Genomic DNA, 11,972 nt, shown 5'->3' with positions numbered 1-11,972 from the left:
TACACGCGATGACCCACCCGGTCACCGCACCCCTGAAAACCAGCTAACCAACTCTCCATCAAACCCGGGGCTTGACAGGGAATACCACGCCGCCGATTAGAACGTAGTGCAGGTGGCCCACAACGAAGTACGAGTCGTGTGCTTGCAGGTCGAACGGCACGGATGCCACCATGACGCCGGTGATACCGCCGATGACGAAGATGATCAGGAAGCCGACGAAGAAGAGGAACGGCGTCTTCCACACCGGCCGACCCGCCCAGATCGTGGCGAGCCAGGAGAAGACCTGCACTCCGGCGGGAATTGAGATGGCCATGCTGGCGGCGGCGAAGAAGCTCAGAACGAGCGGCGGTAGTCCGACCGTGAACATGTGGTGTGCCCACAGGGCGAACGACAGGAACCCGACGGCCACCAGCGATGCGACGAACCAGGTGTAGCCGACCGGCCGGTGCTTGACGAACACCGGAACAATCATCGCCATGACGCCCACTGCGGGGACGAACTGGATGTAGACCTCCGGGTGTCCGAAGATCCAGAACAGGTGCTGCCAGAGCAGTGAACTGCCCCCGTGCTCCGGGTCAAAGAACTGGGTTCCGAAACCACGGTCGAGTTCCAGCAGCAGGCTGCCCACGATGAGCGTCGTGAACGCGAACAGGATCATGAACGCCATCACCAGCAACGCCCAGGCGAACAGTGGCATTCGACTCAGCGTCATGCCAGGTGCGCGCATCTTCAACACGCCGATGATGATCTCTATGGCGGCCGCGATCGCGCCTACCTCCGCCACACCGAGCCCAAGGACCCAGAAGTCGATAGCGAGGCCCGGTGAGAACTCGGGCCCGGACAGCGGGGTGTAGGCGAACCAGCCCGCGTCGGGGACCAGTTGGAACAATGTACTGCTGTAATAGAGGAGACCGCCGAGGAGGAACGTCCAGTAGGCGAAGGCACCGAGACGCGGGAACGGCATCTCCCGCGTACCGAGCAGAGGGGGCAGGAGAAGGATCGCGAAGCCCTCGAAGATCGGCAGGATGACAAGGAACATCGTCACCGAGCCGTGGTTAGTGAACAGCTGATTGTAGAGCTCCGGCCCGATGAGCTTGTTCTCCGGCACCGCAAGCTGCAAGCGCATCGCCAGTGAATCGAAGCTCCCGCCGAGCAGCGCGAAGAAGAATCCGGTCAGGAGAAGGCGTGTTCCGATTTTGTCGTTCTGGACTCCGGTGAGCTGTCCGCGTAGGCCCCGCGGGTCAGCCCAGAGGCGGTCAAGCTCGTTGACGGTCGTTGGCTCGGCTCCGGACGGCGTCGGCCGCTGAGGGTGTGGCTCCCCCTGCTCGCTACTCATCGCTGCGCTGCCATCCAGTCAGCGAATCGGTCCGCCGGCTCGGCTATGACGCGCATTTTCATATCCGCATGGTGCAGACCGCAGAACTCCGCACAGCGGGAGTAGTACTCCCCCGGCTCGTCCGCCTGCAGCACCAGCGCGTTCGTGCCGTCGGGCAGCATGTCCATCTTCCCACCAAGTTCCGGCACCCAGAAGCTGTGGATGACGTCTGCAGAGGTGAGCCTCAGGACGACGCGCCGTCCGACCGGGATATGCAGTTCGTTCGTCGTCGTGACGTCCGCGTCGGGATAGTGAACCTCATACCACCACTGGTGTCCGACGATCTCCACGATGAGTGCGTCCCGGGAAGCGGTAGTCGGCATGACGCGCATCGCCCACACGGTCGCAGCGAACACGATGACAAGCACGACTGTCGGCATCAGCACTCCGCCGCCGACGAGCCAGCGGGCGACGCGCTTGCGTGGGTCCGGCGTGGCTTCCCCTGGGGAGCGGGACAAACCCCGGGCGAGTAGCACGGCGAACACGACAAACACAGCGGTACCGAGCCCGAGTAGTAGCCACCACAGATTCGCGATCGTTTCGGCGACCGGTCCCCGGGGCTCGAGAAGTCCCACCGCCAATATCATCATCGATCCCCTGGCGTTCAGGTTGGCAGTCATCGGCTTCGGTCCTCGCGGGCGACCCGGTTGCCCAGCCAGCAGGCCGCAGTCATGCAAGGATCTGGCATTGGGCGGCAGGAGTTGCCGTGGCTAGCCTGCCACGTCCCACGTCAGCGGGTAGTGCGCTTGCCCGTTTTTGTCATGGTTCAGCCGAGGCTGTGGAACCGACCCATGTCAGCGCAGGGCAACGCCCTCGCGGCACCCCCGAACATTCACGAGTCAGCACCCGGCTGCGCCCACCCGACCCGGTGAACCGACGGCGCGCCCCGGCCGGTCCCGGCCATTGCGCAGGTCAGGGGCGTTCCCAGAAGTCGGGGCCGATCGGTTCCTGGTAGTCGGAGGAGGCGACGAAGAAGCCCTCGTCGTCGACCTCGATGGGGAGTTGGGGCAGGCGACGGTTGGCCGGCCCGAAGATGGGTTCGGCGTTGTTGATGATGAGGAACTGGGACTGGTGACAGGGGCAGAGCAGCCGGTTGGTCTGCTGCTCGAAGAGGCTGGCGGGACAGCCGGCGTGGGTGCAGATCTTGGAGTAGGCGATGTAGTTGCCCCACATCCAGTCGATCTTGCCGGCGTCCCTGTTGTTGCGCCGCGCGATGAGGGCATCCCCGGCTCTCAGGTGGATGAGCAGGGTGACCGAGTCGGCGTGCTGGTTACTGACCCCGTGCGGGATGCCGGGGAAGACGGTCACCTGCCCCCCGGGCAGCAGGTCGGCGGGCCGGACCGGACGTCCGTCCTCGCGTACCAGCCGGATGCGGGTGATGGCGCCCTGCTCGTCGGCGGGCGCGAAGCCGGTCTGGAAGAGTTCCCGGTCGGTGTGCGGGTCGCGGATCAGGCCGCCGATCAGTGGTGCGGCGACGATCGCGCCGACCGGGACGAGGCCGGCGAGCAGGGAAACCCCGAGCAGCGGGCGGCGTTTGACGCCGAGTTCGTCGGCCATGTAGAGCATGGTCTGCCCGGTGATGCGTTGCTCGTCGGGGGAGACGGCGCCCTCGTGGCGGTCCTGGATGGATATCTCCTTGGGCAGTAGCTTCTTGCCCCAGACCAGGATGCCGAGTCCGATGCCCAGCAACGCGACGCCCATGGTCACCCCGAGCAGTGGCGTGTAGTACTCCTCGATCTCGGCGAGCAGCCGGTAGCGCCACGGCCACCAGATGTAGACCGCCAGGAAGGCGGTTGCGCTCACGCCGGCGATCAGGAACAGCGCATTGACCGTACGCACCAGCCGCCGTTCAGCCCGCGAGCCGGCGACGACCTGCGGCTCGTAGTGAACGATCTCGATGTCGTCGCGGCGTGCGCCTTCCCGGACGATGTCGAAGCGCGACAGCGAACGGTCGTTGACGTCGACCGGCTCGCGGCTCTGCTGGGCGCCGTGCTCGCTCACGACTTGCCCGCGATCCACAGGCTGGCGAAGACCAGCGCGACGACGCCGACCAGGAAGACCGTCAGACCCTCGGTGGACGGGCCGTAGCGGCCCAGGTTGAACCCGCCCGGGTCGTGGTCGGACTGGATGACCTGCTGGATGTAGGCGATGATGTCGGCCTTCTGCTCCGGGGTCAGCGTGGTGTCACCGAACACCGGCATGTTCTGCGGGCCGCTGAGCATCGCGGCGTAGATGATCCGGTCGCTGGCCGGGTAGAGGCTCGGCGCGTACTTGCCGGATGAAAGGGCGCCGCCACCACCACCGAACGCGTGGCACTGCGAGCAGTTGATCCGGAACAGCTCCCCACCACGGGCCAGCTCGGCCTCCGCCACCAGGGCGTCGACGTCGTCCGGCACCACCGGGCCGACCCCCAGCGAGTCGATGTACGCCGCCAGCTGCCGCACCTGCTCGTCGGTATACAACTGCGGCTTGCGCTGCGCCTGCGCCTCCTGGCGGGCCAGCGGCATCCGGCCGGTGCCGACCTGGAACTCCACCGACGCCCCACCGACGTTGATCAGGCTCGGCCCCCGCCCCTCCACACCGCCGGCACTACGACCGTGGCAGGTGATGCACCCGACCTCGAACAACGCCTCGCCCTCCCGGGCGGCGGCGCTCATCCCCGGCTCCTCCTGCGCCCGCGCCTGCGGCGCGAACACCGTGTACACGCCACCGGCGAGGACCAGCGCCGCCACCATCCGCACGGCCGCACCGGCCCGCCGACGGGCGCGGCCCAACCTGGGGCGTTGGCCGCCGGAGGGCTGGGCGACGCTGCGAGGTGAGTACTCTGCCATGATGTCCTCTGTCTGGCTGGCGGTCGCATCTACAGCGGAGACGTACCTGTTTGCCACGATATAGGGTTTTCGAGAGGGCTGCAGGGTCATCGCGGCAGCGCGGCGAGCGCCTATGCTCCTGGCAGCTGCGCCGGATACCCCTTACGGTGCGACCGAAGCGCCGGGCGGGAGCGGCCGTCGCTTACCGGCCCGGTGTCCGGGTACCTCCCGGAAATGGTGCTGAAGGACCCGGCCGACCTGCTCCGCCTGCTCGTCATCGCCGTGCTCGTCTATCCGGCGCTGGTGGCGATCCTGCGAGTGTCCGGCAAGCGGACCCTGTCCAAGCTGAACGCGTTCGATTTCGTGGTCACGGTGGCGCTGGGTTCGACCTTGGCGACGATTCTGCTGTCGCGGGACGTCTCGCTGGTCGAAGGGATCCTCGCCCTGGTGGTGCTGGTCGGGCTGCAGTACCTGGCCGCCCTGCTCGCCGTACGCTGGCCGCCGTCGCAGCGTCTGCTCAAGGCACGACCGACCATGCTGGTGCGTGACGGGCGGCTACGGAGGGCCACCCTGCGCCGGACCCGGGTCGCGGAGAGCGAGATCTGGCAGGCCGCCCGCAGCCAAGGCGCCGGCGACCTCGACCAACTCGCGGCGGTGGTGCTCGAGACCGACGGAAGCATCAGCGTCATCACCCGCGCCAGGCTCGGCGACGGCAGCAGCCTCGCTGACGTGCTCGACGAAGAACGGTAGCGGAGCACCGGCTCCGGCTGCGCGTCCGTCCGCCACCAATACGGCGGAGGCGGTGGCGCCGGACGAGGCGGCTGCTGGTCCGGGTGGCAGCCGCGGGGCACATGCGGCATGCTCCGGGGAACGGCCGCGGTTACGCCGAGCCGATCGAAGTCAGCGTCGACGCCGACCGGCGGGCCAACGGCGCACCAACCGGGTCGGTCGCCGAGGGGACGCAAACCATGCCCAGGAGTACGGAAGAGGTGCTGCGCGATCACCTCCGCTGCCGCAAGGACGGCGATCTCGAGGGGGATCTGCGCGCCAACTATCACCCCGAGGTGCGGCTGCTGTCCGCCGAAGGGGTGCACCACGGCCACGACGGGGTGCGCTATCTCGCCAGCATCCTGCGCAGCTACGTCCCGGACGGCGATTACCGCTACCGGCAGGTGCTCACCAGCGGCGACGTGGGGATGCTGGTCTGGTCGGGGCGGTGCGCGGCCGGCGACACCGCCCTGCACGACGGCGTGGACTCGTACCTGGTCCGCGATGGCCTGCTGGTGGCGCAGACCATCCACTTCTCCGTCTCGCCGCTGGAGAAGCATCCCGACTCGTAGCTGCCGGCCGATCGACCGGTCGCCCAGCGGTTACTGGTTTTTTGCCTCAACTGTTCATCACCATCGCCGTGAGCGCCCCTCCGCCGACTCCGGCTGGCCGGAAGCGGTCAACTCGCCGGCGATCACCTCGCGGCTGCGCCGCTGCCGGTAGCGGCGTACCACCTCGGCAGCGTCCACCGGCTCCCTGCACTGCTCGTCGTTGACGACCTCGGTCCGGCCGTCGTGCGTGACAATGACCTCGAGGCGCTCGTCCGGCTGGGGCGCCTGGGCCAACCCCGCGATGCGCCGTTCAACGCCCCGGCGCGACTTTCCGTTGTCTGCGACGCGATCAGGTTGCCGTACATGCCAGGACGGTTGTGGGCACGACACGTTGGTGTGGAGAACATGCTCGGTGAGCGGTGGCTGTCGGAGACGGTGGACCTCCTGGTGCGGGTGGTGGAGGCCGCCGGCGCTCTGATCATCTTCGTCGGGGCTATGGTGGCCCTCGGACGTTTCGTCGTCGTCGGGCTGCGGTACCGGCGCAGCCGGGCATTCGTGCCCGTACGGCTGGCTCTCGGGCGGTTCTTGGCCCTCGGCCTGGAGTTCCAGCTCGCCTCCGACATCCTCCGCACCGCAATCGCCCCCACCCTGCGGGAGATCGCCGAACTGGCCGCGGTGGCGGCGATCCGCACCGCCTTGAACTTCTTCCTCGCCAGGGAAATCGGACAGGAGCGCCGCGAGCTCGCCGAAGCCGGCCACCCCCGAGACGTCGATCCGACGCGGATGTCAGGGGGTCACCTGGCGTGAGCACCCTGCTCGGGTACGCCTCGCTTCTCTGCGTGGCAGCGGGCATCGTGTCGGCGGCGATCGTCCTGCTGGTGTCCCGCAACGGCGTGCTGGCCTTGCGGGCCGCCCTCGACCTGTGGCTGGCGGCCGGTCTGCTGCGGCTCGCCCAGCCGCCGGAGTGGGAGCACCTGCTCGGCGCGGCGGCGATCATCGCGATCCGGCAACTGGTCGCCGCGGCGCTGGCACGTACCACGACGAACGGGACCCGGCGGACGAACGGCCCCGCGCAGCCGGAAGAGCCGACCAGAACGTAGCCTCGCCGGGTTACCGCCCCCGTGGGCGGGCATGCAGCCTGGAGCGGCGACCGAGGCTGCCGGGCCACCTGGGCCGCCCCGTTTCGAGGAGGCGATCCTGATGGCGGACAAACACGAACAGGCCGAGCGGATGCGCGACGAGGTGCCGTCCACCATCGCGCGCTCGGACGACAAGGCGGTACGGACGTACAAGAAGACCCTTGAGTCGGCGGAGGAGAGCTACGGTGACGGCGCCCGCGCCCACCGGACCGCGTTCGCGTCGTTGAAGCACACCCACGAGAAGGTGGGCGACCACTGGGAGCCCAAGGAACACAAGGGTCCCTCCGATCCGCAGGCGGAGCAGGGAACCCCGCGTTCGGTGCGAGAGCGGCGGGACACCGCGCAGGGCGTCGACGCGAACGCCAGCAAGGGCCACCTCGACGACGTCGCCCGCCGGGTGGGGATCAAGGACCCGGAGAACATCAACAAGGGGGACCTGGTCCGGGAGATCGAGAAGGCCAACGCACGGGCCACGGCCAAGGCCCGGCGCAAGTAGTCGGGTTCCTCGATGGTGGTCGGCGGACACCAGGGGCCACGAAGGGCGGTTCGCCGGTTCGGTGTCGGCGGTGAAGCCTGCCAGCCCGCCCGGCGCCACGTCCGGGCGCGCTCCCTTCGGCCACGGCCGGTCCCGCGGGACCGCACCCACCCGGGACCTCGGCGCCGCGCGGACGGGCGGGCGGGACCGTCGGCCCGGAGCGCCGGGGCGCGGAGGGGAAGGGTCACCGGTGCGGGCTCGCCATCCGCCGAGCCGTCGCCCGCGGAAGCGCCAGCCGTTCCGCGGGCACCGTCGCCGCTCGAGCCCCTCGCGGGAAGGGTAAGGAGCGCGGCGGGTGACGGTATCGCGTCAGGTGTGGCGGTTGTCGGGCTCGTCGGCGAATGTGCTCGCCGTCGGTGCTCGGGTGCGGACGGTGATGTCCTGGGTGATGGAAGCGACGCGGAGGCCATGCTCGGCGAGGCGGCGCAGGACTCTTCGGGTGACCTGGTCCTTGACCTGCCGGGCCGCACGGACCGGCACCACGAACCGGGCGGTGAGTTCCACCCAGTTGGGAGTGGCACGGATGAACACCCGCGGGTCGACCTCCGCTTCGGCGACCGGATAGCGGTGTCGCATCTGGGCGATGGCCTGCCGCGCCTCGGCGGTGGATGAGATCGACTCGGCTTCCTCGTGCAGGATGCGCTCGGCCAACTGCCAGTCGGTGTCGTACGGGATGGGCAGAGTCAGTTCCTCCCACAGATGGTCGAGCACCGTGCTGCTGTTGTAGACGGGAGCGGTGAAGACGAACCGGTTGGACAGCGACACCACCCGGCCGGTGTACTGCCTCCCGCGGATCCAGGACTCCGGGTCGGTCGACGATCCGCTCTCCAGGATCCGGGTCCGCAGCGGGGTGATGTCCAGGACGTCGCCGCGTACCCCGCACATCTGGATCCGGTCGCCGACGCGGTACTGGCGGCCGGTCAGGATGCTCACCCAACCGGCGAACGCCCCGATGACCTCCTGCATGGCCAGGGCCAGGCCGGCGGCGACCAGGCCGACGACGATGCCTATCCGGCCGGCGAACGGGCGCCACAGCACGGCGAGGGCGATCAGCAGGACCACGACGGTGACGTAGTGCACCGCCTTGCGGAGGTAGTAGCGCGTGTGGGTGTCGTCCGCCCGGCGGGCGGCCAGCCGACCGGCGACGACCCCGAACAGGATCGCCACCGCGATCATGACGGCGGTGGTCACCAGCCGGCCGGTCACGCTGCTGGTGTCCCAGACCGCGTCGAGGAACGTCTCCATTTGTCTGCCGCCCCGTCACCACTGCCGGTGGTTCGCCCGTCCGAACCTAGGGCAGCCAGGCCCGGTACGGGTTGGGAACGGCCAGCGGTCAGCCCCAGGAGTGACCGCTGGCGGAGAACTCCTGACCCCGCCGTCGCGTCGGTGCGGTTCCTCGTCGGTGGCAGAAACCGCGGTGCCGCGGACCGGAACACGTTGCTGAACGTGAGGCGAGCCGTTAGACGTGGGGACGAAGCAGCGGAGGGAATCCGGCAGTGATCCAGTTTCTGGTCCAGGACGCCACTCCCGGGGACCTGCTGTCGGCGCGGGTACAGATGGCCCTTTCGCTGGGCTGGCACATCGTGGTGGCTTCGTTCGGGGTCGGCATGCCCGCGGTGACCGTGTTCACCGAGTGGCGGGGTCTACGTACGGGCGAGGCGGTGTTCACCAGGCTGGCCCGACAGTGGGCCAAGGCGATGGGAGTCCTGTTCGCTGTCGGTGCCGTGTCAGGGACCATCCTCTCCTTCGAGATGGGGCTGCTGTGGCCAGGGCTGATGGGTCCGTTCGGGGACGTGATCGGCCTACCATTCGCGTTGGAGGGCATCGCCTTCTTCATCGAGGCCATCTTCGTTGGCGTCTACCTCTACGCCTGGGACCGGGTGCCACCCCGGGTGCACCTGTTCTCCGGGATACCGATCTGCGTCGCGGGGGTCGCCTCCGCCTTCTTCGTCGTGTCCGCCAACGCCTGGATGAACCAACCCCGCGGCTTCGACATCGTCTCGGGGGAGGTCACCAACGTGCGACCGTGGGAGGCGATGTTCAACCCCGCCACTCCCCCGCAAACGGTGCACATGATCGTCGCCGCGTTCATGGTCACCGGTTTCGGTATCGCGAGCATCTATGCCGTTGCCCTGCTTCGAGGGCGACGGGACCGGTATCACCGCCTCGGCTTCGCCATCCCGTTCACCGTCGCCGCCGCGTTGTCTCCGGTGCAGGTGGTGGTGGGTGACTGGGCCGCGCATTTCGTCGCGGAGTACCAGCCCACCAAGCTAGCCGCCATGGAAGGCCTGGCCGAGACGCAAGCCGGAGCGCCGTTGTCGCTCGGCGGAGTGTACGTCGACGGGGATCTGCGCTACGCCGTCGAGGTGCCCAACGCCCTGTCGGTGCTTGCCAAGTGGGACCCGGACGCAACAGTGATGGGCTTGGATCAGGTGCCTGACGACCTGGAACCGCCGGTGACGATCGTGAAGTGGGCCTTTCAGCTCATGGTGGCCATCGGGTTCGGGCTGTTGGGACTGTCGGCGTGGTGGGCGCTGGCGTGGTGGCGCCGGCGCGGGCCGCCCCGGTCCCCGTGGTTCCTGCGAGCTGCCGCCCTCGCCGGGGTCGCTGCCGCCACCGCCGTCGAGGCCGGCTGGGTGGTCACCGAGGTCGGCCGCCAGCCCTGGATCGTCTACGGGGTTCTGCCCACAGCTGCGGCGGTCAATCCCGCGCCCGGTCTGACCGTTGGCCTGGCCTTGGTGGCGAGCGTCTACCTGCTGCTCACCGTGGCCACCGTCCTGGTGCTCGTGCGCATGGCACGGCACCGCGAGGAGCCAGTGGCTCCCCAGGAGGGCGTACCGGAGCCGGTGGACAGCAGCCGATGACCGTCGCCGACATCCTGCTCGGGGTACTGCTGACCGGCCTGACCCTGTACACACTGCTGGCCGGTGCCGACTTCGGTGCCGGGATTTGGGACCTCCTCGCTGGCGGCACTCGTCGCGGGGCCGCACGACGGGAACTGATCGCCCACTCCATCGGTCCCGTGTGGGAGGCCAACCACGTCTGGCTGATCCTCGTCATCACCCTTTTCTGGACCACCTTCCCTCCTGCCTTCGCCGCCTTCGCATCGACCCTCTACATTCCGCTCACCCTGGCGGCGTTGGGCATCATCGGTCGCGGCGCCGCCTTCGCCTTCCGCAAGGCCAGCCACTCCCTGGCCGAGCAGCGCCTGTACGGTGTCACCTTCGCCCTCTCCTCGCTGGCAACGCCGTTCTTCCTGGGCTCCATCGTCGGGGCGGTGGCCTCCGGCAGGGTCCCGCCCGGAATCGCCGAGGGCGACATCTGGCGCAGCTGGCTGAACCCGACCTCCAGCTACGCGGGTCTGCTGGCGATTGGGGTGTGCGCATACCTCGCCGCCGTGTACCTCATTCAGGATGCACGCCGCGCCGGCAACGAGGAACTGGTCGCCCAGTTCCGGCGTCGTGCGTTGGGCACCGGCGTGCTGGTGGGCGGAGGCGCGGTGGCGGGACTTGCGGTGGTGGCCCTTGACGCACCGGATCTCTTCGACGACCTTCGCGGCCACGCGCTCCCTCTTGTGCTGCTCTCCCTCGTTGCTGGCGTCGTGTCACTGTTGCTCATCGCCCGAGGTCGATACCGCCTGGTACGGGTCACCGCTGCCGTCGCCGTCGCCTCCGTGCTGTGGGCCTGGGGCGCTGCGCAGTATCCCGTCCTGCTGCCTCCCGATCTCACCGTCAGCGAAGCCGCTGGCGACCGGACGGTGCTGGTGACCGTGCTGGCCGTCCTCGGCGTCGGCGCCCTCCTGCTCGCGCCTTCGCTGTTGTGGCTCTTCGGCATCTTTCAACGCTCTCAGGCACGCGCCGACACCTCTCCACGTCCGTGACAGGCAGGGTCGCAGATCCACGTCCGGTGGTGCCGGCTGTAGCAGTCCTTCCGGCCGCGCTGGGAGTGGAAGACCCCGTCGGCGACGTAGCCGCCGCGGGTGACCGCGGCCAGATCCACCGCGGTGACGACCAGGGCGGCATCACGGCGCTCGCCCACGGTCCGGGCGGGGGCTGCGACGACAGCCGACCGGGAGTCGACGTCGCCGGAATCCTGATCGACATGAGCGGCACGGACTGCGATCTTGTCGACCGCGCCTCCATTGCCACCGGCGCCCGGCCGGCCCGCCCGGGGTTCCCATCGGACTGGGCGGGTAAGCGCAGAGACACGATCGAAAAGGTGACGACATGGGCTCCTGGGGCGACCACCACCTGCTGGCCAGGCTGAGCGACATTGATCAGACGCTCGCACCCGGCGAACAGGACGTGCGCGGCCGACAGGTCCTCGACGACCACGGCAACGAGCTGGGAACAATTGACGACCTGATCATCGACCTGCACGAACGGAAGGTACGACTGTTGCGGGTGAGGCACGGGGGCATTCTTGGTCTCGGCTCCAGTGCCGTCTTCATCCCGGTGGAAGCGATCAGCCGCGTCGGCAGCGACCAGGTGTGGATCAACCTGTCTCAGCGGCAGGGCGAGCAGGCGGTGTACGACCCCGGGACTGTCGACTCCGACCGTTTCCCCGACCGCTTCGGTCAGAACGGCAACCCACCGTTCCCGCTACCCGGCGGCCTCGGACCCGCCGATCCCAGACCACCCGAAACACCCTGGGGGCCCGTTGAAGGCCCTCGTCACTGTGGGCAGACACGCCGGAGAGATCACAACACCTGAATTCCTGTCAAGCCCCGGGTTTGATGGAGAGTTGGTTAGCTGGTTTTCAGGGGTGCGGTGACCGGGTGGGTCATCGCGTGTA

13 protein-coding genes are annotated in these 11,972 nt (G+C 68.5%); 8 read left to right on the top strand and 5 right to left on the bottom strand.

The genetic code is table 11. The features are described from left to right. Positions 1 to 58 precede the first annotated feature (58 nt). The 4 genes from AC1WTP_RS33560 to qcrC all read right to left on the bottom strand — a co-directional run bounded on the left by AC1WTP_RS33560 (position 59) and on the right by qcrC (position 4,206). Positions 59 to 1,336 carry a cbb3-type cytochrome c oxidase subunit I gene (locus AC1WTP_RS33560; protein WP_481653247.1) on the bottom strand — a complete coding sequence of 426 codons (1,278 nt, stop codon included), beginning with the start codon at positions 1,334 to 1,336 and terminating at the stop codon, positions 59 to 61. Continuing rightward, positions 1,333 to 1,995 (bottom strand): cytochrome c oxidase subunit II, encoded by a 663-nt coding sequence (gene coxB, locus AC1WTP_RS33555; RefSeq protein WP_481653246.1) that lies wholly within the window; start codon positions 1,993 to 1,995, stop codon positions 1,333 to 1,335. The genes AC1WTP_RS33560 and coxB overlap by 4 nt, the downstream gene beginning before the upstream one ends. Before the next feature lie 292 nt (positions 1,996 to 2,287). Next, positions 2,288 to 3,376 (bottom strand): cytochrome bc1 complex Rieske iron-sulfur subunit, encoded by a 1,089-nt coding sequence (gene qcrA / locus AC1WTP_RS33550; RefSeq protein ID WP_481653245.1) that lies wholly within the window; start codon positions 3,374 to 3,376, stop codon positions 2,288 to 2,290. Next, positions 3,373 to 4,206 (bottom strand): cytochrome bc1 complex diheme cytochrome c subunit, encoded by an 834-nt coding sequence (gene qcrC, locus AC1WTP_RS33545; protein ID WP_481653244.1) that lies wholly within the window; start codon positions 4,204 to 4,206, stop codon positions 3,373 to 3,375. Before qcrC ends, qcrA begins: the two co-directional genes overlap by 4 nt. Positions 4,207 to 4,419: 213 nt before the next feature. On the opposite strand from qcrC, the gene AC1WTP_RS33540 reads away from it, so the two are divergent. From AC1WTP_RS33540 to AC1WTP_RS33520, 5 genes are all read left to right on the top strand, one after another. After that, a complete protein-coding gene (locus tag AC1WTP_RS33540; RefSeq protein WP_481653243.1) occupies positions 4,420 to 4,935 on the top strand; it encodes a DUF421 domain-containing protein in 516 nt (171 codons plus the stop codon). Between the two features lie 218 nt (positions 4,936 to 5,153). Beyond that, the gene (locus AC1WTP_RS33535; RefSeq protein ID WP_481653242.1) at positions 5,154 to 5,525 is read left to right on the top strand and encodes a nuclear transport factor 2 family protein; all 372 of its coding nucleotides are present in this window, start codon (positions 5,154 to 5,156) and stop codon (positions 5,523 to 5,525) included. Between the two features lie 375 nt (positions 5,526 to 5,900). Then, positions 5,901 to 6,311: a DUF1622 domain-containing protein gene (locus AC1WTP_RS33530; protein ID WP_481653248.1), complete on the top strand. Its 411-nt coding sequence runs from the start codon at positions 5,901 to 5,903 to the stop codon at positions 6,309 to 6,311. Then, entirely contained in the window at positions 6,308 to 6,604 is a 297-nt protein-coding gene (locus tag AC1WTP_RS33525) for a hypothetical protein (RefSeq protein ID WP_481653241.1), read from the top strand. The genes AC1WTP_RS33530 and AC1WTP_RS33525 overlap by 4 nt, the downstream gene beginning before the upstream one ends. A gap of 100 nt (positions 6,605 to 6,704) precedes the next feature. After that, positions 6,705 to 7,139 carry a ChaB family protein gene (locus tag AC1WTP_RS33520; protein ID WP_481653240.1) on the top strand — a complete coding sequence of 145 codons (435 nt, stop codon included), beginning with the start codon at positions 6,705 to 6,707 and terminating at the stop codon, positions 7,137 to 7,139. Between the two features lie 348 nt (positions 7,140 to 7,487). Here the strand turns inward: AC1WTP_RS33520 and AC1WTP_RS33515 are convergent, their stop codons facing one another. Continuing rightward, on the bottom strand, positions 7,488 to 8,423 hold the full coding sequence (locus tag AC1WTP_RS33515; RefSeq protein ID WP_481653239.1) for a mechanosensitive ion channel family protein: 936 nt from the start codon (positions 8,421 to 8,423) through the stop codon (positions 7,488 to 7,490). Between the two features lie 251 nt (positions 8,424 to 8,674). On the opposite strand from AC1WTP_RS33515, the gene AC1WTP_RS33510 reads away from it, so the two are divergent. From AC1WTP_RS33510 to AC1WTP_RS33500, 3 genes are all read left to right on the top strand, one after another. Next, complete coding sequence (locus tag AC1WTP_RS33510) at positions 8,675 to 10,042, top strand: cytochrome ubiquinol oxidase subunit I (protein ID WP_481653238.1); 1,368 nt, start codon at positions 8,675 to 8,677, stop codon at positions 10,040 to 10,042. Then, positions 10,039 to 11,058 carry a cytochrome d ubiquinol oxidase subunit II gene (locus tag AC1WTP_RS33505; protein ID WP_481653237.1) on the top strand — a complete coding sequence of 340 codons (1,020 nt, stop codon included), beginning with the start codon at positions 10,039 to 10,041 and terminating at the stop codon, positions 11,056 to 11,058. Before AC1WTP_RS33510 ends, AC1WTP_RS33505 begins: the two co-directional genes overlap by 4 nt. Before the next feature lie 346 nt (positions 11,059 to 11,404). Then, positions 11,405 to 11,890, top strand: coding sequence for a PRC-barrel domain-containing protein (locus AC1WTP_RS33500; protein WP_481653236.1), 486 nt, complete (start codon positions 11,405 to 11,407; stop codon positions 11,888 to 11,890). Positions 11,891 to 11,972: the final 82 nt, after the last annotated feature.

This window comes from Micromonospora sp. R311 (genome assembly GCF_056780015.1).
The sequence above is the reverse complement of the archived record's forward strand: the minus strand, read 5'-3'. Positions and strand labels throughout refer to the sequence as shown.

Coding starts and splice junctions, on each gene's coding strand:
- AC1WTP_RS33535 (WP_481653242.1), top strand. CDS start 5,154: ATGCCCAGGAGTACGGAAGAGGTGCTGCGCGATCACCTCCGCTGCCGC.
- AC1WTP_RS33560 (WP_481653247.1), bottom strand. CDS start 1,336: ATGAGTAGCGAGCAGGGGGAGCCACACCCTCAGCGGCCGACGCCGTCC.
- AC1WTP_RS33500 (WP_481653236.1), top strand. CDS start 11,405: ATGGGCTCCTGGGGCGACCACCACCTGCTGGCCAGGCTGAGCGACATT.
- AC1WTP_RS33515 (WP_481653239.1), bottom strand. CDS start 8,423: ATGGAGACGTTCCTCGACGCGGTCTGGGACACCAGCAGCGTGACCGGC.
- coxB (WP_481653246.1), bottom strand. CDS start 1,995: ATGACTGCCAACCTGAACGCCAGGGGATCGATGATGATATTGGCGGTG.
- AC1WTP_RS33520 (WP_481653240.1), top strand. CDS start 6,705: ATGGCGGACAAACACGAACAGGCCGAGCGGATGCGCGACGAGGTGCCG.
- AC1WTP_RS33540 (WP_481653243.1), top strand. CDS start 4,420: ATGGTGCTGAAGGACCCGGCCGACCTGCTCCGCCTGCTCGTCATCGCC.
- AC1WTP_RS33505 (WP_481653237.1), top strand. CDS start 10,039: ATGACCGTCGCCGACATCCTGCTCGGGGTACTGCTGACCGGCCTGACC.
- qcrC (WP_481653244.1), bottom strand. CDS start 4,206: ATGGCAGAGTACTCACCTCGCAGCGTCGCCCAGCCCTCCGGCGGCCAA.